This window comes from Candidatus Bathyarchaeia archaeon, assembly GCA_035935655.1.
Classification (GTDB): Archaea; Thermoproteota; Bathyarchaeia; order 40CM-2-53-6; family 40CM-2-53-6; genus 40CM-2-53-6.
In genome coordinates this window covers 49,765-68,579 of sequence record DASYWW010000015.1, presented here as the reverse complement: position 1 = coordinate 68,579, position 18,815 = coordinate 49,765, and the positions used below count along the sequence as shown (strand labels likewise).

General features: G+C 52.6%; 16 protein-coding genes. 7 read left to right on the top strand and 9 right to left on the bottom strand.

What is annotated here, in order from left to right; genetic code table 11:
* Positions 1-2 precede the first annotated feature (2 nt).
* From VGS11_03570 to VGS11_03555, 4 genes are all read right to left on the bottom strand, one after another.
* Positions 3-341 (bottom strand): hypothetical protein, encoded by a 339-nt coding sequence (locus VGS11_03570; protein HEV2119176.1) that lies wholly within the window; start codon positions 339-341, stop codon positions 3-5.
* Between the two features lie 201 nt (positions 342-542).
* Positions 543-671: a hypothetical protein gene (locus VGS11_03565; protein HEV2119175.1), complete on the bottom strand. Its 129-nt coding sequence runs from the start codon at positions 669-671 to the stop codon at positions 543-545.
* Positions 658-807: a hypothetical protein gene (locus VGS11_03560; protein HEV2119174.1), complete on the bottom strand. Its 150-nt coding sequence runs from the start codon at positions 805-807 to the stop codon at positions 658-660. Before VGS11_03560 ends, VGS11_03565 begins: the two co-directional genes overlap by 14 nt.
* 257 nt (positions 808-1,064) lie before the next feature.
* Entirely contained in the window at positions 1,065-2,414 is a 1,350-nt protein-coding gene (locus VGS11_03555; protein ID HEV2119173.1) for a UDP-glucose/GDP-mannose dehydrogenase family protein, read from the bottom strand.
* A gap of 281 nt (positions 2,415-2,695) precedes the next feature.
* On the opposite strand from VGS11_03555, the gene VGS11_03550 reads away from it, so the two are divergent.
* Positions 2,696-2,908, top strand: a complete 213-nt coding sequence (locus VGS11_03550; GenBank protein ID HEV2119172.1) for an AbrB/MazE/SpoVT family DNA-binding domain-containing protein — start codon at positions 2,696-2,698, stop codon at positions 2,906-2,908.
* A 41-nt stretch (positions 2,909-2,949) separates the two neighbouring features.
* Positions 2,950-3,999: a serine hydrolase domain-containing protein gene (locus tag VGS11_03545; protein ID HEV2119171.1), complete on the top strand. Its 1,050-nt coding sequence runs from the start codon at positions 2,950-2,952 to the stop codon at positions 3,997-3,999.
* 50 nt (positions 4,000-4,049) lie between these two features.
* On the opposite strand, the gene VGS11_03540 is transcribed toward VGS11_03545, so the two are convergent.
* Entirely contained in the window at positions 4,050-5,819 is a 1,770-nt protein-coding gene (locus VGS11_03540) for an ABC transporter ATP-binding protein (protein HEV2119170.1), read from the bottom strand.
* Positions 5,820-5,993: 174 nt separating this feature from the next.
* On the opposite strand from VGS11_03540, the gene VGS11_03535 reads away from it, so the two are divergent.
* Positions 5,994-6,860: a sugar phosphate nucleotidyltransferase gene (locus VGS11_03535; GenBank protein HEV2119169.1), complete on the top strand. Its 867-nt coding sequence runs from the start codon at positions 5,994-5,996 to the stop codon at positions 6,858-6,860.
* A 66-nt stretch (positions 6,861-6,926) separates the two neighbouring features.
* Here the strand turns inward: VGS11_03535 and VGS11_03530 are convergent, their stop codons facing one another.
* Complete coding sequence (locus VGS11_03530; protein HEV2119168.1) at positions 6,927-7,268, bottom strand: hypothetical protein; 342 nt, start codon at positions 7,266-7,268, stop codon at positions 6,927-6,929.
* Between the two features lie 412 nt (positions 7,269-7,680).
* Entirely contained in the window at positions 7,681-8,793 is a 1,113-nt protein-coding gene (locus VGS11_03525; GenBank protein ID HEV2119167.1) for a hypothetical protein, read from the bottom strand.
* A gap of 166 nt (positions 8,794-8,959) precedes the next feature.
* Between VGS11_03525 and VGS11_03520 the strand changes: the two genes are divergently transcribed.
* Positions 8,960-9,895, top strand: a complete 936-nt coding sequence (locus VGS11_03520; GenBank protein HEV2119166.1) for an LLM class flavin-dependent oxidoreductase — start codon at positions 8,960-8,962, stop codon at positions 9,893-9,895.
* Positions 9,896-10,001: 106 nt separating this feature from the next.
* Entirely contained in the window at positions 10,002-11,123 is a 1,122-nt protein-coding gene (locus VGS11_03515; protein ID HEV2119165.1) for a hypothetical protein, read from the top strand.
* Positions 11,124-11,515: 392 nt separating this feature from the next.
* On the opposite strand, the gene VGS11_03510 is transcribed toward VGS11_03515, so the two are convergent.
* On the bottom strand, positions 11,516-13,396 hold the full coding sequence (locus tag VGS11_03510; GenBank protein HEV2119164.1) for an exo-alpha-sialidase: 1,881 nt from the start codon (positions 13,394-13,396) through the stop codon (positions 11,516-11,518).
* 429 nt (positions 13,397-13,825) lie between these two features.
* The gene (locus tag VGS11_03505) at positions 13,826-15,988 is read right to left on the bottom strand and encodes an NAD-dependent epimerase/dehydratase family protein (GenBank protein ID HEV2119163.1); all 2,163 of its coding nucleotides are present in this window, start codon (positions 15,986-15,988) and stop codon (positions 13,826-13,828) included.
* 448 nt (positions 15,989-16,436) lie between these two features.
* Between VGS11_03505 and VGS11_03500 the strand changes: the two genes are divergently transcribed.
* Both VGS11_03500 and VGS11_03495 read left to right on the top strand, forming a co-directional pair.
* Positions 16,437-16,883 carry a hypothetical protein gene (locus VGS11_03500; GenBank protein ID HEV2119162.1) on the top strand — a complete coding sequence of 149 codons (447 nt, stop codon included), beginning with the start codon at positions 16,437-16,439 and terminating at the stop codon, positions 16,881-16,883.
* Positions 16,884-17,012: 129 nt separating this feature from the next.
* Positions 17,013-18,659, top strand: coding sequence for a sialidase family protein (locus VGS11_03495; protein ID HEV2119161.1), 1,647 nt, complete (start codon positions 17,013-17,015; stop codon positions 18,657-18,659).
* The last annotated feature ends 156 nt before the right edge of the window (positions 18,660-18,815 follow it).

The following is an 18,815-nucleotide window of genomic DNA, read 5'->3' as shown; positions in this document are numbered from 1 at the left end:
GTTCACGCGGCCGTTTGGCCACAAAATGGACACGCGAACAAGCCGTACGCGTTGACGCGTCCGCATTTCTTGCATACATGCTGACCGGTTTGGAGCGTGTTCGCTGTGCTTGAAGGGGCGCGAGGGCGAGGTTGAGGTTCGGGCATTATCACTCCAACCAAGCAAGTGATTATTCCGGCGACAAACAGAGCTCCTCCACCAATGAATATGGGCAAATCATTTGCGCAGGCGAACACGTTGCCTGAGAGTATCGTCAGTAGGCACGAGCTGGCCGCTGCGGCTGTCAAAACGGGACCCAGGACAACCATTATTATTCCGAGAATGAAAATATCAGGTCTCAATGGTTTCCAAGACCCATCGTAATCACTTCTATGCAATCGGCCTGGGAGGGGTTTTCTAAGCCATTGTTACCATCCTTCCGAGTTCAAGGATGCCTCGGGAGCTCTCGAACTGGCGATAGCTCGCGCAGCCGGCCATCGAGACCTTCCTGTCAGGGACCGGTTTTCCTGCGACATATCCTCGGATGAACAGAGGTCGAGGGCTTACAACCGGCAGACGTCGCCTTCTGTTCCACAGCCATAGCCTCCTGATAGAGGCAGCACGATAGCTAGGGCGAAGCTTGTGAATATGGCGATCTTCGGTAGAGCCGAGACGAATCTAATCTTCCACATATTTGTCTTTCACCTCCCCGACCATTTTTACGTATTCTTCGAAACCGTGCCGCATCTGCTTCTTGTTGACTCGTGCGCCGTCTTCTGCATAGCTGGTCGAGTTTTTCCAGCCAACTATGGCGCCTGCGAGCAGCATGAACGCTACGAGTGCGATTGCGGTGTATCTGTTGGTCCAGAATGGTACTGTTAGGAAGAGCGCGCCACCGAATAGCGCGAGTAGGAGAAGATACTTTGAGGCGTCAAGTAGGAGAATATATTTCGAGGTTATTCTCCGGAGATCCGGCTAAAACCCGCTAAAGAATATAAAACAATCGATACTCATCATTCCATAATGGTCGATCGCCCCGACCGTTGGAGATTGGTCAACCTCTCCTCTGTCTTCTTGGCGGACTTCTAGTGCGGGATCCTTTTTGGTCCAACCCCGATCGCGACATAGTTTAGATCGCTGAAGGCGCCAGGATCGTAGATTCGCCTTGCGTCTACAAGGTTTGGCGTTTTCATTTGGGCTTTGAAATCTTTGGCTTCGAGCTTTCGAAGTTCATCCCATTCGGTCATTATGATGGCGCAGTCAGCTTCCTTGAGAGCGGCCCGAGGATTCTCTGCGTACTCAATTTGGTCTGCCAGCTGCTTCTTCGTGTTGGCTATGGCCATGGGATCGTAGGCGACAATGCTCGCACCTTTTTTCATGAGACTCTCGATGGTGCGTAGTGATGCTGCTTCCCGGATATCGTCTGTGTCCTTCTTGAACGCGAGACCTAGGACTGCGACTCGCTTGTTCGACAGTGATCCGAGGAGTGTCTCCGCCATGCTAACCACTCTGTTGGCTTGGTGTTCGTTGGTATCTTCGGTGGCCTGGAATAGGTGGGGATTGTATCCGTTGTTCTTGCTGTAGTTGATTAGAGCTTGGAGGTCTTTGTGGAAGCAGCTTCCTCCATATCCGGGGCCGGCTTTCAGGAATAGTTTTCCGATTCTAGGATCGTGACCTATAGCCTCTGCTATTGTGCTAACATCTACGCCTGGTATCTGCTGGGCGATATTCGCAATGGTATTGATGAAGCTCACCTTGGTCGCTAGGAAAGCGTTGCTAGCATATTTGACAAGCTCAGCTGCCTCAGGAGAAGTCGAGATAATCGGTGGAAGCTCGGATCCATAGAATCGCCGGTAAAGCCTAGTAAGTTCGCTCGCTGATTTCTTCTCGTTAGATCCGATAACTATCTTATCCGGGTGAAGGGCGTCGTTGATCGCGGTTCCCTCTTTCAAGAACTCGGGATTTGCACATAATCCAAGCTCGGGTCCTATCTTCTTGCCGCTCGACTGTTCTAAGAACCGTTTTACCGTGCCGTTGGTGGTGCCGGGAATGACGGTGCTCTTGACAACGACAAGGTGGTATCCCGGCTTTTCCCGGAGAACGTTCCCTAGGTCCTCGGTTGCGTTTTTTATGTAGGAGAGGTCGATTGATCCGTTCTCTTGACTTGGAGTTCCAACTGTCAAAAACGTTGTATCTGTCTCCCCAGCCCCGGAAATGTGGTTAGTAGCGCCTAGGAGTTTTTGTTTGACAGCTCTCTTGAGCATCCCTTCGAGCTGCGGCTCATGAAGTGGAGCTTTTCCTCTTTGGATCTGTTCTATTCTCGCCTCATCAATGTCGATTCCAATCGTCTTGATACCGCGGGATGCGAAAGTTGCCGCAGTGCACAGACCGACGTATCCCATTCCGACGATCGAGATGGCTGATGTGCTCTTCAAGTTGCCGGGCAGTATTTACGAGGAACTATAAAATCTGGCGATTCTCCCGCCTCATCTTCCCACCGTGTTCAATCCGCTTGCCTGACGAAGTAGGAGACTCTCGATGGTGGCCAAATACGCTATCAGGATCGCATGGCTGGGCGACAAGAATCTCTCTCTCGTAGCTCTACTCGTCATAAGTTGAGCAACTTCAGACCCATCGGTTTGATTCAGATTTCGGTTCGATCCCAGAAACGGTTAATACCTGATTACCCAATGTGGGTGGTGGGGTAATTGGGTGTTTGAAGGAGAAGAAGGTACTGCTGGCGGTTCACATTGACGAACGGGGAAGGACGACCATCCCGAAGAGGATTCTAGAGCTTCTCGGAATTCAGCCGGGAGGTATCATGGTGTTCTCGAGACAAGGGGATGGACCCTTTTTCGTGGGAAAAGGGGAGCTGAAAGTGGACATTCCATTCCTACAGAAGAGCCGGGGCAAGAAACCCTCCAGTTAGCCGAGTAGGACTGGGCAACGCTGGCGAAGAAATCGAATACAGTGGACGATGGGTCCATTAGCGCAATGTTGAATCAACAATACGCGACAGGCTTCTTTTCAGGGGTCGTGACGGTTACCCAAGGGGTTAGAGCTGTCTTCCAGCAGGCGGTTGGCCTCGCCAATCGTGCTCGGAATGTTTCAAACACAATCGACACACGATTCAACATTGGGTCCATCAACAAAACATTCACTTCCATTGCCATCGCACAGCTCGTGGAGGCTGGACAGTTGAATTTCGACGCGCCGATTGCGAATTATCTACCTGACTATCCGAATCGTGACGCTGCACAGAAAATCACACTCCACTATCTGCTGACGCATCGAGCGGGTCTTCCGGAATACATGAGCCCGGACTACGTGCGCGAGCGATCTAGTATCTCTACTCTCGATGATCTGGTTCAGGTTTTCGCCTCCAAGCCACTGCTATTCGAGCCTGGCACTCGTCAGGAGTACAATAATTCCGGATATGTTTTGCTCGGACGCCTCATCGAAATGGTGACCGGAACGCCTTACGAAAAATATGTGAGAGCACACATCTACGATCCGGCCGGCATGTTACAGACGGGATTCGAGCAAGGTCGTACAGAAGGTGTTGCAACTGGGTATGTGTCGGTTGGGCCGGACGGGCTCCCAGCTATGTCTCGAGAGCGTGTCCCAGCGGCATCAGGAACATCTGAGATGAACGAAAACACGAGGCTGCTGGATCGTGGGAACCCCGCTGGCGGGGGCTATTCAACGGTGGCAGACCTTGTGGCGTTTGCGCAGGGGCTAACAACAGGTAAGCTTCTCGGCCAAGGTATGACCGATCATCTCCTAAACGGTACTTTTTCAGGCGCAGAGCGGCCCAAGCATGGGTACGCGCTTCGCGAACAAGTCGTTGGGAGACGACGCTTCGTCGGCAATGGAGGTGGAGCGCCTGGCGTCAACGCTGAGTTCCGATTCGAGCCGAACGGAGACCACACGATAGTCGTGCTGTCGAACTTGAGCCCACCGTCCGCAACAACCATCCTGAATCATGTACTCGAAACCCTCGGAGCTATCGATGCCTAAGACCGATCACGTATCGAGAGTGCTCAAATCCCGAGACGACTGACTATGGATCAGGATTGTACAGTTGTAGCCTGCATGCCAGAGATTATCGACTCTACTTCATCTGTCATCTGAGCTACTCTGCCTTCCTCTATCACGAGAATCATGTTACAGTTTCTCAATGTGCTTGCGCGGTGCGCGATCATCATGGTCGTCCTGCCCTTCATCAGCTCCTGAATCGTCTCGAGAATCGCGGATTCGGTATGAACATCTAGTGAGCTGGTGGGCTCGTCGAGTATGAGGATGGGTGCGTTCTTTAGAAATGCGCGGGCCAGTGATATGCGCTGACGCTCTCCGCCGGAGAGCTTCATTCCTCGATCGCCGACCAACGTGTCATATCCGTTTGGTAGACCTGTAATGAACTCGTGCGCTTTCGCTGCAGTTGCTGCTGCGATAATTTCCCCCATCGATGCATTGGGGCGGGCGAAGCGAATGTTCTCGGCTACGCTCGTCGAAAAAAGTACTGTCTCCTGGTGGACGACTGCATATTGGTTTCGGAGGTCGGCGAGCTTGTAGTCTTTCAGATCGACATCGTCCAAAGTTATTACGCCTCGGGTGGGGTCAAAGAGGCGTAGGAGGAGGGTTGAGAGCGTGGTCTTGCCTGAGCCGGTCGGACCGACTACGCCAAGACAATTGGCTGCTGGTAGCTCGAATGATACATCTTGGAGTACTGGGTGGCCTTTCGTGTATTCGAAAGAGACTTTCTGAAAGGCGATCTTGCCCTTGGCTCTGGCTAGGGGGAGCGCGTTTGGTGATTCGGGGACGTCGGGTTTTTCGTCGAGAACAGCACGATACCTCTCGACTCCCGTCAATGACATTTGGATGTCGAGTATTGACTGGCCTACGTTTCGGAGGGGGGTGTAGAGCTGGGTCACATAGTAGTTCACGACCAGAAGGCTGCCAAGGGTCAGTATGCCTGCTTGTACGTGGCCGATTCCTATGTAGAGGACAGCGGCCAGACCGGCTGCTGTTACGATTCCGACGAGTAGGCTGTAGACTGCGCTGTCTACTTGTACTTTGAGGGCTGCGGTCTGACTTGCGTCGTAGTGTGAGATTAGCTGCTGGTTTTTTCGTTCTTCCTGACCATACGATTTGACGAGTCTGGAGGCGCCCAGGCTCTCTTGTGCCACTGCCATGGCAGCGCTCTCTGAGGCTCGGTACTTTCGCCATCCGGCACGGATTCGCGGCCGGAATACGAATGTAAGGAGGAACATCAGGGGAGATACTAGCAGCGCTACTAGGGCGAGCTGCCAGTCGAGGTAGACCATGACAAGGATCATTGCGGCGAGAGTCAGGATGGAAGTTGTGAGTGGGATGACGCTGTCGATTCCGAACGACCGAAGCATTGGGGCATCGTTGAGTGTACGGTAAGCTGAGTCAGCAGCGCCCATGGTGTCGTGGTAGGCGATGGATAGGCGTTGCATCTGTCGGAATAGGCGAGCTCGGACGTCGAGTGTCATCCGGTTTCCGATCTTGTTGCTGTACCAGACGTTCAACAGGTTCTGGAGGTATGTGACAACTGCGGTTCCCATGAGTAGACTGATCGCTAGCCCTAACGCGATACTCTTGGAAACTTGGGATCCTGTAAAGACCGTGAGATATCCGGGCAACGGCTGAGATCCGAGAACACTGTCAACTAGGAGTTTGATGGGCAGAGGAACAATGAGGGTTATTGGCACAGCTAGCAGCGATATTGTCAGAATAGCAACGATCGGCCAAAGATACGGACGAAGATCCTCAAAGGCTCGCTTCGCAACACGGGACCCCAACATACTACCCATGATAATGGCAGATCTCTCGAATAAACCCTCGGAATCACGGTCGTTCCTCGTTCTACTGATCAAAGGAAGGCCGGTTCCGTTTCTGTATTACTCGAATATCCTCTGCTATCGGAGCTAGTAATTATAAGCTCTAAACAACTCCACTCTCTCTCAAGGTAGCGGATTCTATAGTTGTTGAAGAAGGCGGTTATCCCTGCTGCGGGGCTGGGAACAAGACTCTTATCAGTAACGAAAGAGCAACCGAAAGAAATGCTACCGGTCTTCGCCAAAGGAAAAAATGGAGACCTTTGCCTGAAACCGATAGTACAACTTGTCTTCGAGCAATTGTACCAGGTTGGCTTCAGAGAGTTCTGCTTTATTGTGGGAAGGGGGAAGAGAGCTATAGAGGACCACTTTACTCCTGATCTCTCTTTCGTCTCCATGCTTGACAGCAAGGGGAAAGATGGTCCCGCAGCGGATCTGGAGAATTTCTACAAGATGATCGAGGGCTCTACTGTTTCTTGGGTTAACCAGCCTGAGCCGCGGGGTTTTGGCGATGCGGTGTTGAAGGCGAAATCGTTTGCTGGATCGGATAAGTTCATGGTACATGCGGGGGATAGTCATTTCATTTCTAGAAACGCGGATCACTTGCGGAGAGTGATGCGGATGAGTGAGGGGTCCAAGGCCAACGCTCTCTTTCTCTCGATGGAGGTTGACGATCCGAAGCGGTTTGGGATTGTAGAGGGTGAGATGGTTGAGAGTGGGCTTGTGAGGGTGAAGAGGCTGGTTGAGAAGCCGTCGAAGCCGGCGTCGAAACTGGCGATTATGCCTGTGTATGTGTTTGATTCGAATATTTTCACGGCCTTGGAGGCGACGCAGGCAGGGTTCGCAGGCGAGCTGCAACTGACCGATGGGATTCAGCAGATGGTCGACTGGAACCTCAATGTGTACACGACAAAAGTGGAATCAGATGAGATCTGGCTGGACATAGGCTCACCTGACCTATACTGGCAGGCACAGAACCTATCGCACAAACACTATTCCCAAGAGCCCTCCAACTGAATTGGAAGGGCTCCAGTTTTCGGATCTGGCTCTGCGTCCTTGGCATGCACTGACTGTAGGTCTCGACTAGATCCCGAGTTCTGCTCGAAGGAAATCCTTGACGCCGTTTTGTCCTGTTGCCTTCAACCATATGGGTCCGTGATCACGTTGCAGCTCTAGGGTGAGTGTTAGGAATGGGCAGCAGAGTTGCTCCAGAGTAGCCCACTCCGATAATCCTTTGAAAAGAAGGGGTTTGTTCGGAAACCGGATTCCATAGCCGTCGGGTAGTTCTTTGATTTCGAGGTGCGTCGGGAATAGATCCTTTGCCAGGATGCTGTGTCGTTTTCTCTGTTCCTGGTCTAGGGCTGAAAGATCGCAATAAAACGGAGATACCTCTCCTTTCTCTTGATCGCTCTCGGGACTAAGCAATGGTGGTCATCGCTTTCCTTGTTCGGCCCGAGGTCCCTCTATTGTGCAGCATTCGCAGGCGCATCCTTCGTCGCAATAGTCGCAGCAGCTCATCGTTCTCTCTTGAATTAGTCAGGCGCTTTCGTTGGTATTTGAACAATGGAGTTCCTGCCCGGTAACTTGGTTACGCTATGGTTAGGATGACCAAGATAAATGAGTGCAGGCTCGAAGCTCATTGCACAAATACTATTCGCACGAACAGGTATCCTAGTCTAGGGATAAGATAGGTCTCGTGCTAGAATTGATGGACGCGATGATCGAGGAATACATAGAAGAGATCAAGGAGTCCATTGATCATATTCCGTTTCAGGGAAAGAGGGTCTTAGTCTCTGGCGGTTCAGGGGTTTCTCGGCGCCTGGATCTTTGGGAAAATCTAGTTAGTGGCTGTTTGTCTCGTTTGTGATCTGGATCTCAGGATTAGATGGCCGCCGGTTCCTGCAATGGCGAGTATGACCGCGATTATCGCGAAGAATATTGTTGGTGCCAGTCCTAGGATCGTTGCAGGGGCAGGTGGTGTCTGACTTGGAGCAGCAGTCACCTTGATCGTCGCTGTCCTGGTGTGGGTATTGAGGCCGCTGGATCCCGTTATAGTTACGTTGTAGGTGCCGCGGAGTGCTGAATAGCAGCTCAAGTATACTACTCTCGAGCCTGATATTGTATTGGGACTGATCGTGTCGCAGGATAGACCCGCGGGAACAGTGTCGGTTAAGGTAACTGTGTCGGTGAACCCGTTGAACGGTGCTATCGTTATCGTGAAAGTGGCTATGACGCCGCTCGCTACGGAGGGAGGACTTGCTACGGTGAGTGCGAAGTCTGGAGTGCTCGGGTTGGAGAAGATGTTTGTGGATTGGATCTTGACATCAGTATACTGCAGGTATGCGCCGTCGCCGCTTGAATTATGGAGGACAGCTAGAATCTTGGATTCGAGAGTTATCCCACTCGCCTGGTCCCAGACGTAGACGAGATTGACGACTAGGTTCCCGTAGGGTCGCTGTGTAAAATTGAGAATATTCACCGGTCTCGTTAAGCCGAGATACGACATTAGGATGGTCTGGTTTATCGTTGGGGTATACACGGAATAGGCTCCGGTCCATATATGGTCCCCAGCTGATAATCCTCCCGCGATGAGTCCGAAGGTCAGATTTCCATTTCCGGTTGACACGTCGCCGTTATAGAATATGGTCCGGGTTGTGGAGTTCTTGTAGGTCGAGACTGATTGTATTGTGACGTTTTTTGGGGAGTAGAGGTGTTGGACGGTTGCTGTGATATGGTCTGTTAGGTTCAGGTCCTTGATGGACTCGGGTTCAGGATGATTTTGCACACCGATTTCATGATAGGTCACGTTGACTGGAGCGTAGATGGCCCACTGACCCTCGGCGATGCCAACGGTGTAAGGGGGCGTTGCATAAACGGAGAGAAAGAATGGCGACAAGAGGGCGAGAAAGAGGATCGAAACTAGGAGATGGACGAGGGATGGCCGGTTCAAAGTGACGGTCCCGATCGCCGTCAGATCGTGGGATATATAGAATCTGGGAATACGGGGAGCGTCTCTTGTCCGTTAACCGATTTCTCGTAGAGGTAAGCTTTGATTAGTTTCACTATTCACTCTGAGAGATACTCGATATTGTAGGAGAGAGGCGCGTGAACAAGCAGTGAAGATTGGGCTTCTGGTCTTTATCGCGAACGACCGCGAAAACTACTCCAAGCGTACTTATGACTCGATTCGTGCGGTCGCGCGGCAAGCGGAGAAGGATGGCTTCGACAGCATCTGGCTCCCTGACCATCTCTTCTATCGATATCCTGGTCAGCCGACCCGGGGAATCTGGGAATGCTGGACCATGCTGGCGGCATTGGCAGAGGCGACACGGCGCGTAGAGCTAGGCACGCTAGTGACGTGCAATTCCTTCCGTAACCCCGCGATACTAGCGAAAATGGCGACGACCCTAGACGAGGTGAGTCACGGGAGATTGATTCTCGGGGTTGGCGCGGGCTGGAACGAGCCGGAGTATCAAGCGTTCGGGTTGCCCTTCGATCATCGCGTGGATCGGTTCGAAGAAGCTTTGCAGATTCTCAAGCCGCTGCTGCGTGAGGGGCATGTCGATTTCGCGGGACGGTATTACGAGGCGCGTAACTGCGAAATCGTGCCGCGTGGTCCGCGGTCAGACGGGCCGCCGTTGCTGGTGGGAGGCGAGGGTCCACGTTTGCTCAAATTGACAGCAGGGTATGCTGACCTCTGGAACACCGGCTACATGGGTAAGCCTGAAACCATGACCGGGCGGTTCGCTAAGATCGAGGCGGCGTGTCGCGAGGTCAGGCGCGACCCCCAGACGCTCGGGGTCACAGCGTTCATCGCGCTCTGGTTCCCTGATCTACAGCCGAAGAGACCGAGCTTCTTCGACAATATCGACAATCCCCTAACCGGCACAGTTGAGGAGATCGCAGAAGCGATGCGCGGTTATGCAGACCTCGGCGTGCAGCACATTATGTTTCAATGCGAGCCCTATACTCAAGAATCGATCAGGCGGCTGACCGAGGCGCTCAGACTCTATCGCGGCATGAAGCCGGCAAACAAGTCAGTGGTCGAATAGATACCTGTGCCATTTCCCTGCTTTCGTCGTAACGCTTTATCACTGCGTCTGGTAGAGATGTCCTTGGAGGAAACAATATCTGTCTTAGACCCCAACTAGTCATGAGATGAGTAACCTAGGCCCGATCGGTTTGATTGTCCTGATGGGGCTCGTGCCGTTCCTGCTCTTGGGCATAGTGGGTGCTGCTCTCTCGGGTGGCGTGGCTTGGAAGCCCGTGCCCTTGTGGACAGACCAGTTTGGGGGTGGGCAAGCAAACATGGTAACATCGGTGGCAGCTTCGACTACAGGACTGTTTGCAACGGGATATGCCGCGTCTGTCCCAACTGTCTCTGGGCCTCCTGCGTCAGAGTTCTTCCTGAGGGCGTATGACCAGACCGGGCATCAGGCTTGGACCGAGTTTTTTGGAGACTCTTCTCTCTCGACCAATTACACGCCCAACAGGCCTGCGATAACTGTGGGAACGGACGGACTGTACTTTACGGCTGCCGCAAAGGGGGGCACCCAGATTATCAAGTTTGACCTCCAGGGCCAAAGGATGTGGACGATTCTCGTGCCGCACGCAAATTCGACGCCGGCAGCGATATCAGCTGGAACCGGAGGAGTCTACGTCGCAGGCACTGCACAACAGAACAATCCCAGCAGAATGTTTGTCGAGAAATACGATTCTAGGGGGACCCTCGTCTGGAGTCACACGTTCGCGAACTCGTCAGGCGTAGTCAAGGCAGTCTATGCCGGATCGTCCGGTGTCTATCTTGTTGGATGGGTCGTGGAAAATCTGCCCGGTCAAACCCTTCATGGAACAAGTGATGGTTTCATGGTAGCGTACGATGAAAATGGGAACCCAGTTAGGACGGACGAGTTCGCGGGCATAGCGGGGATTGACGAGTCTACCGGCGTCTCAGGAGGTGGACAGGCTGTCTATGTTACCGGCTCGACACAATGGTCAACTTTAGGTTTCGTTCGGAAGTACGGTCTCGACGGGGGTTTAGTCAAGGCCGTTAGTTTTACCCCCATCGGCCTGGAGGTTTTCGGATCCTCCATCGCCTCGGACGCATCAGGGGTCTACTTGTTTGGACAGTCAAGCGAGGCAGCGTTTACGATGAAGTATGATTCCAACCTGAATCAGGCATGGAAACTTGAACTGCCTGACCAGCTTGCTTCAATGGCGCAGACAATCGCGGTTGGACCGGGGGGGGGGGGTGTTCCTCGGGGGGTCCGGCTCAACTAATCAGAATGCGCAGGTTTCCGCCTATAGCCGTGACAGCACTCTTATACTCTTCTGGCTGAACCCACCCTACTCATTCGCAATCGTCGTAATCATCCCAGTCGCAATAGCATTAGCCCTCTTCATAGACAGGAGACGCAAGCGGCGGGCGCAATCAAGACCCTTGCCCAAGTTTGACGAAGTTTTCCCATCCCGCACACCAGCCTAGCTCTCCAGATCTGAATCGTCCAGCTCGAAACAAACGCCTGCAACAACAAGTAAGGGAACGGTCTGAAGGCGTGAAAGTGTGTGAGTGCGATATTGTGACATTGTAGAAAAGACCTCGATATGATCGACTGTGTTTGGATTTCAGGAAAAATAGGGGTTGAAAGGAGAGTTTTCGGACCCCCTTTCAATTATTGTATGTTTTGTAGGTTGACCGATACGTAGATGTCTTGATCGTTGCTTACGGTTGTGTTGAATTGGACGCTGCAGAGTTGCGGTGGGTTGCCGGGTGTTGCCGTGCCTGGACAGAGGAACGGTTGGAAGTTCCGTGTGTCGGCCCAGATGGGGATCGGTGCATTGACTGCGGACAGCCCAGCGTAGTCGCCGAAGAAGAGACTGTTGCCTCGTCCGTTTCTGAACTGGGTTGATAACGGCATTGACGATGAGGATACTCGCACGGAACTGAAGTGTACAAGGTCAATTGAGCCAGAGACGCTAATGTCCATTTGACCGTTAGACTCGTCATTGCCGTATTGACGGTCATAGTAGGAGACGAAGAGTCTGCCGTTATTGTTGTAGGAGGCCCATTCCCACCACTGATCGGTGGTTGCCTGTCCGGTGGTTTGGGTTACGGTTGCGAGTGCTCGTGGGTCGGTTGTTGTGCCTGTGAAGCTTGCTCCTGCGTTGGTTGAGACGCTGATCAGAATGTCGTTGTTGCATGCTCCGGGTGTTTTGACTCCTGTGAAGAGGTTCTGGCCTGTGGAGGAGCTGAACGAGTTCGGGACGCATCCGTTAGCCTCGTTCGAGTGTACGTTGATGTAGGAGCCGAAGGTGACCGTGATCGCGTTCGGGTCTGTCGGGTTAGCGGAGCCGCTTGGGTAGTTTACTGCTCGGAAGACAGAGTTTTGCTGTGAGCCCTTTTCAGGTATGCATGCTCGGCCGAAGTCTTGTCCGTTCTGGTAAGTTGCGCAGTCTGGCAGATCGAAAAAGTCTGAGACTTTGACTAGTGGGCTGAAGCTGGCGCCGCCGGTGGTGGATTTCGCTATCAATATCTGGTTCCGATTGTCGGTTGCCGAGCTGAGCGCGTTGTTGTAGTTGTTGAAGACGATATAGAGGGTTCCGTCAGAGGCGACAAATGGCTGCGAGTCTTGGTTAGCGTCGCAGGTACCTGGTGTAGAGACGGAATTCGGACAGTAGGAGCTGGTTGTTGTTACGAGGACTGAGCTGCTCCATGTCTGTCCATAGCTAGCGGAGTATGCCTCATAGATCTTTGCGGTTCCGTCTGCGGCGAAGAGTGTCCAGCTGACGTAGACGCGGTCTCGGAACGGGCTGTTAACATTGTTGTCGACTGTCATGTATGGCTTGTCGAGGAGGCTTGCTTCGTTTGCAAAATCGGGGTTTGCGGCTACGAAGTTTGGAAGGTAGTTCCATGATCCCCCGTTATTCTGTGTTGATCTGTAGACGTATATTCCGCTGCTAGTGTCGTTGCTGTTGGTGGTAAAGGGCCGGTCAAATTCCTGGCATGCCACATAGGCATTGCCCCTGGTGTCCCAGGCTACCGAGGTGTCTCCGCTCGCCTGGAAATATTCGCGGCCAAAAGGAGGCGCGCCGTATGGTGCGCCCGGAACATTGTTGTTGGCGACTGTCGAGTCCTTCCATGTCTGTCCACCGTCGAGGCTGTACGAGGTTCCGCAGGTGCCGTCTCCACGGCGATAGTCGTTGTAAGAGGCTACGACGTGTTGTGGATTGAACTTGTCAATAGCTATGCCGGGCTCGTTCTGCGGGCTTCCGCCGTTGATTCTAGTACAATCTTGGTTTACCTTGATATTGTTCCCATAGTTTGGAGAGCCGCAACCGTTCTGGTTGGTGGGAGTGTAATTGTTTCCTTGCCCTCCACCACTGTTGTCTCCGTTGTCACCGTGGTCGCTCAGCAAAGCTTGGGATAAGCCGCTCAAAAGTCTCTGCTGTTGGACAGTCAACTGGGACAGGGCTAACTGGTGAGGAGTATTCGCTGAGGGAGTTATCGTTCGGACTGGGAAAGCAATGACTGCGATGAGGAAGATGGTTGTCATTAATATTGAAAACTGTATTTTCATAAACGGCCGGTTTTTGTCCGATACAGATTTAACATCTTGGGTCTATAGACGGGTCTAGCGCTGGGCGGCTTCGTCAATCTAGGTCATGCCTGCTCTATCGAGCTACATACCTTGTCCAGCAGATCCAATTCGCGATCCCTAGTTCCGATTGGGCGCGTAATCGTTCTGATTCTCGGGTGGGACTTGGGCACAACAGAATCGAGCTAGTAATAATAAACTGTGAAAACACTTACGCCGGTTCTCGGGGAGGGGGTTCTGTACTGTTGAGGAAAGTGGTCGTCCCTGCTGTGGGTCTGGGAACAAGACTACTCTCAGCAAATCAAGAGAACATCCGCAGGAAACGATGTCTGTTTTCGCTGTTGTCTCTTTCAACGACGACGGAGACATGATAGGTGAAGAGCCAAGTCACATAGATCTCTCAACCCACACCTTAGGCGCTCCCCTTGTAATCTCGAGCGGCAGGGTGTAGGTTGGCTGTTGGGGTCCCACATGTCTCGCCCATGCAACCATCTTTGTGAGACCGTCTTTCAGACTGTGCTGGGTCTCATATCCGAGAAGGTCAATAGATTTCTGAATCGTGCAGAATGCGTGTTTCACTTCTCCAGGACGCGCGTCTTGGAAAGTTGGCTTGAACTCGGATCCCATTACTTGCAAGAGCAAGCCGCAGGCCTTGCGGATACTGACGGCCTCGTCGCTTCCAACATTGATGATCTGGCCTTTTGCCTTGGGCGTGAATCCGGCGTTTGCGATCGCGGGTGTTACATCTTCAATGTAGCTGAACGCTCTGGATTGTTCCCCGTCTCCATATATGATCGGGGGCTTTCGTCGCAGGATTCTGTTGATCCATATTCCCAACACGTTACGATACGGGTCAGCGACATTCTGTCGCGCGCCGTACACATTGTGTGGACGGATGATGACGTGCTCGAACCCATGTATGCGCGCGAATATCTCAAGCACGTTTTCACAGTAGGACTTGGCGGCGCCGTAAGGGTCCTCAGGCCTCCTCGGTAAGCTCTCGTCGAATGGCGGAGTCTGGTCCCCGTAAACAGCCATCGAGTTGCCTGAAAAGAAGAAGGTTCCGTTCCGCTCGACTAGAAAGTTTCCGTTGTCGGTTTCAAGACACCAGACTTTTCCCTCGTAATCTGTTTCGTGAAAATTATCCCTGGTCAGAAAGGGTCTCGTCTCGGAGACAGAGATGTGAAATGTTCTTCCACCGCGTATGTGTCGCCCATCTCGCAAACGCGTCTCGGAGCCTTCGTCTTCCTGAACATGTACCGCAAGACCGAGTTTGAATGAAAGTTCGGCAAAGTCTCTTACGAGAGGAGAGGACACTGTAGTCAGATATCTGTGGGTCTTGTCACCATCTCCGTCCATTACGCCCTCAAAGAGTGCGCTTAGACATTTGGCTTCAGCTTGAAGCATCCAACCAGGTATCCGCTTCTCTTTTGCGTTGTGACCGCATTCCCTAAAGAGTTCGTACAACGGTTGGTGATGGAACTGGATGATTCCGTTCTTGTCATTTCCATTCGCGTAAGATGAGAAATGAATTCCGTTTCGGCCGAGAGTTGATTCTAGCCTAGTTCGTGCCTTGTCTTCCTTCGGAACGCAGAATCTAATCCGGCTCAGCCTCTCGTACGTGACCGTCGCTTGGCCGGATTCTGTGGCAGCGACTAGGGCCTGAAAGCGCCCATGGGAGTCACGGGGGGTCTCGACGTATTCCCTCGCGGAAAGCCCTGTAACTCGTGCATGATTGTCTATTTCGTCAGCTACACCGTCCGCTATGAAGAGCCCGATGAGGTAGAACAGATCCTCGGTCGCTATCCTTGTTGATCTATTCTCGGCATTCCAATGGAACGATGGGTTGTGGAATTCATAGTGGTCTGGCATCGGTGTTCCATTCCATCCATTCGCCAGCGGCAGGCGCAGAGTATGCCTCTCTAAGACCTGTCTTGCCTCGACGTACCCCAACCGTGGATTTCGCGTTGCGCTTTGAACATAGAGGACCCTATGATTTGGCGTGACAAGGGAGTCCACCCTTCGGCCCAGGATCGACACCATTTCCCCTTTGTAATCGTAGGAGAGGATTCTGTTGATTTCTGCCTCTTCCAGGAATCCTGTCCCTGGGTTGAGCGTGAAGATCGTATCCGAGGGATCGATTTCGTCAAGTGTCTTGATGCCTTTCTTCGTGACCAGTCTTGTCTTGCAGTCGTGACAGGAGGTGAAGATGAAGCGTTCGATGTTGTTGTTGACGGCTTCGACAAGGAGATTGTTCATCGGGATTAGGTTGATCTCGTTTATCGAGATTGGGGAGAAAATCGATTGGCCCTCGGCGGCGTATGCTGCGAGGTGGAATATGATGTCGACGCCTTTGACGAGAGGCTTTACCTCCTGTCTTTTGACGAGGTCGGCTTTGACGAACTTGCAGTCAGGGTTGACGTTCTCTTTTTTCCCGCCTAGGAGGTTGTCAGCGCTTACAACATCGTGTCCCGCGTCGATGAGACTGTCGACTAGCCAGGAGCCCATGAATCCGGCTCCGCCTGTGACTAGCACCTTCTTAGTTTCCAAGGGACTTCACTCCTCAGCGCTATCTGTCCAAGCTCATGACAGAACTATGGCTACATTAAAAATGAACTGATAATGAAGCTGATCATGAATTTGGTCAGTCCTCAAGGAGGATTTGAGGAGCGGGTTGACAGAATGATCGTCTGGATCAAAACCAGGCAATCTGCAGAAAAACCGTCACCAGCATGAGAGCCAAGTACCACTTTGTAACCCGCGGTTTGGCTATTGTTGTTTTCGCTTTCTCTTCTCCAAGACTAGAACTGTAATGACTACACCTACACGGCGGTGACGAGCCCGGCAGGTTTCACTTCAGATTGCTAGTTGAGGTGAACCCGGAGTTCGGGTTCGCTTGCCCCGAGCTCGGAACCTTTGGCCGATGCGATTTCTCACAACCGAGGATCGACGTTACGATAGACAGAAATGTTACGCTTCAGCAAGTATGGATCCTCGCATGCCAGATTCGTCAGAGCCCGACAGGAAGAAAAGGTTCTGGGAGGTCGACGCCAGCACCTACGTTACGTCGGGCAGGTTTGGACGTCGAGACCGCGTCTTCGAACTGGTGCGGGCTGTTGGCAAGTATGTTTTATGGGGATTGATCCTGACCTACCCGTTCACCCTGCCGCTCATCGGTATTCTTTTTGGGGGTATAGCTTTCTGGGGAGCTTTCGGCGGGTCCCTTTTGGCCATCGGGATTCTTCTCTGGAGGTTCGGGCTTTCAGGGAATTTCGAAGAGAGAAATATTTCACTGACAAAAAGCATCGTCGGACTCTCCGGAGGCTTCCTCTGCACGCTCGGTTTTCTGCTTGGCCTCGTCTTCTTCAATGGCTGGGTATTCCCCATCGCTTTCGGCCTGCTCGGCCTCGTCTTTTGCATCGCGCTTAGAAGGGAACGTCTCTAGTCCGAATCCCAGCTTAGGTGAAACATCCTTCAGGGCCTTGTGTCAATTTTTCTTCATCTTATTTGAAATGCCGAGACCTGAACCGATAGAGAGAATAAGCACCGAGTAATAATCCTCGCAAGATTCGCCGTGAAGGCTGTTTCTAGAACCACGGTCCTTATCATCCTCGCTCTATTCTCCATGCAACTTCTTGCCTATCCCCCAGCTAGAGCCTCAACATACGAGAAAACCAACGCAGGGATTGTGAACATCCAGACAACTTTCCCTGTCAGGGGAGGCGCATTTGATACGAGCGAAGAGTGCATCCGAAATGCCGCCTACAACAATCATCACAGCGAGTCATGGATAGTCATCGATCCGACAGACCACAACCACCTAGTTGGAGTTTCGAAGTTCTTCTCTAACCCACAATACTACCTCTTCCACAATGGCGCAATGGTTTCTAGGGATGGAGGAAGGTCATGGAAGAACACTATCATTCAAGGTTTCGACTGTCGTTCGGCTCCTCGAAACGGCTGGTCGGACACGACTGATCCCGTTGTGGCGTTTGACTCGAACGGTGCGTTGTACTCGGCGGTTCTAGCCTTCAACCTGAAGTACAACTCCACGGGGGACGCGGCTAATTGTTGTCCGGCTGCCGAGGTTAGCGTTGTAAGGTCGACCGATGGAGGATTCCACTGGAACCTAGCCAACCAGGGACTTCCTCTCGCATTCTTTCCCACTAGCGATGTGACTCCGGACAAGCAGTGGATCGCGGTAGACTCCAATCCCCACAGCCCGTTCCGAGACCGTGTCTATGTTGGATGGACAGTAATCGACAGCCTTGGGAATGCTGAGATCTGGTTCAGCGTCTCCAGTGACAAGGGAGAGCATTTCACAACTCCAATTATTATCAGCAGCGACACACCTGACGGGCCTAACAACACGTTTGTGTTTCTTGGAACCGGACCCGATGGAACTCTTTACTCTTCATACTCCAGTTTCCCTGATCCCAACTCTTCACTGACTCATGTCTGGGTTCTGAGTTCCCGGGACGGGGGAGTGACCTTCACCTCCCCCCGACTCGCTGCCTCGTTCCTGGCCTTGACAACGTTCGTCCTTCCAAACACTACCTTCCGTGATGGTCTTCCTGACAACTTTGCGGTTGACCCGGCTAGTGGTCATCTGTTCGTTGCCATGGAGGTTGACGGCGGCAAGGGTTTGGACGTTCAGCTTACAGAGTCCCGTGACGGTGGCGGATCCTGGTCTGGTCCGGTTTCTGTCAACGATGCTTCCACCGTAGACGATGGTACTGACCAGTTCCAGCCTACTATTGCCGCATCTCCTGATGGGATCGTAGCGGTGACATTCTACGATCGAAGACTACAATGCCCGTCAGGGGACCCGAACATCTTGACAGCTGACTTTGGCAGAGCCAATTTCTGCATAAACACCTCGATCCAGTTCTACAAGGACGGTCCTCGGGGTTTGGAGTCTTTGGGCTCGAACGTTCGCGTGTCTCATGCAACTTGGGATCCACAGAATCCTGGATCGACCACTCGCCAGCTTCCCCGTCCTGGTGGACCGAGGGGAAGTGAGACTTTCATTGGAGACTATTTTGGATTGGCCTTGGCTGAGGGGAAGGCGTACGTTCTGTTTGCATCGAACTATGATCAGGGTAGGAATGCCGGGAATAATCAGCAACAATTCCTGGGAATAGTCTCGGTACCTGACCACAGCGGGTCTGAGAACGATTCGACCAGCGGTTCGGTCTATCCTGGGGACTCGCTTCGCTAGACTGGACCTGCGTTCAAGTCACAAGGTCGGGACGAGGAGTGAGCGACCGCCCGCCAGTGTATTAGTTTAAGGGCCCATCTATGAACCGAGCTAGGAATCATAAGCTACAAACATTCTGGCTTCCCTAAGGTATCGGAGTCCATGGTGTTGAGGAAA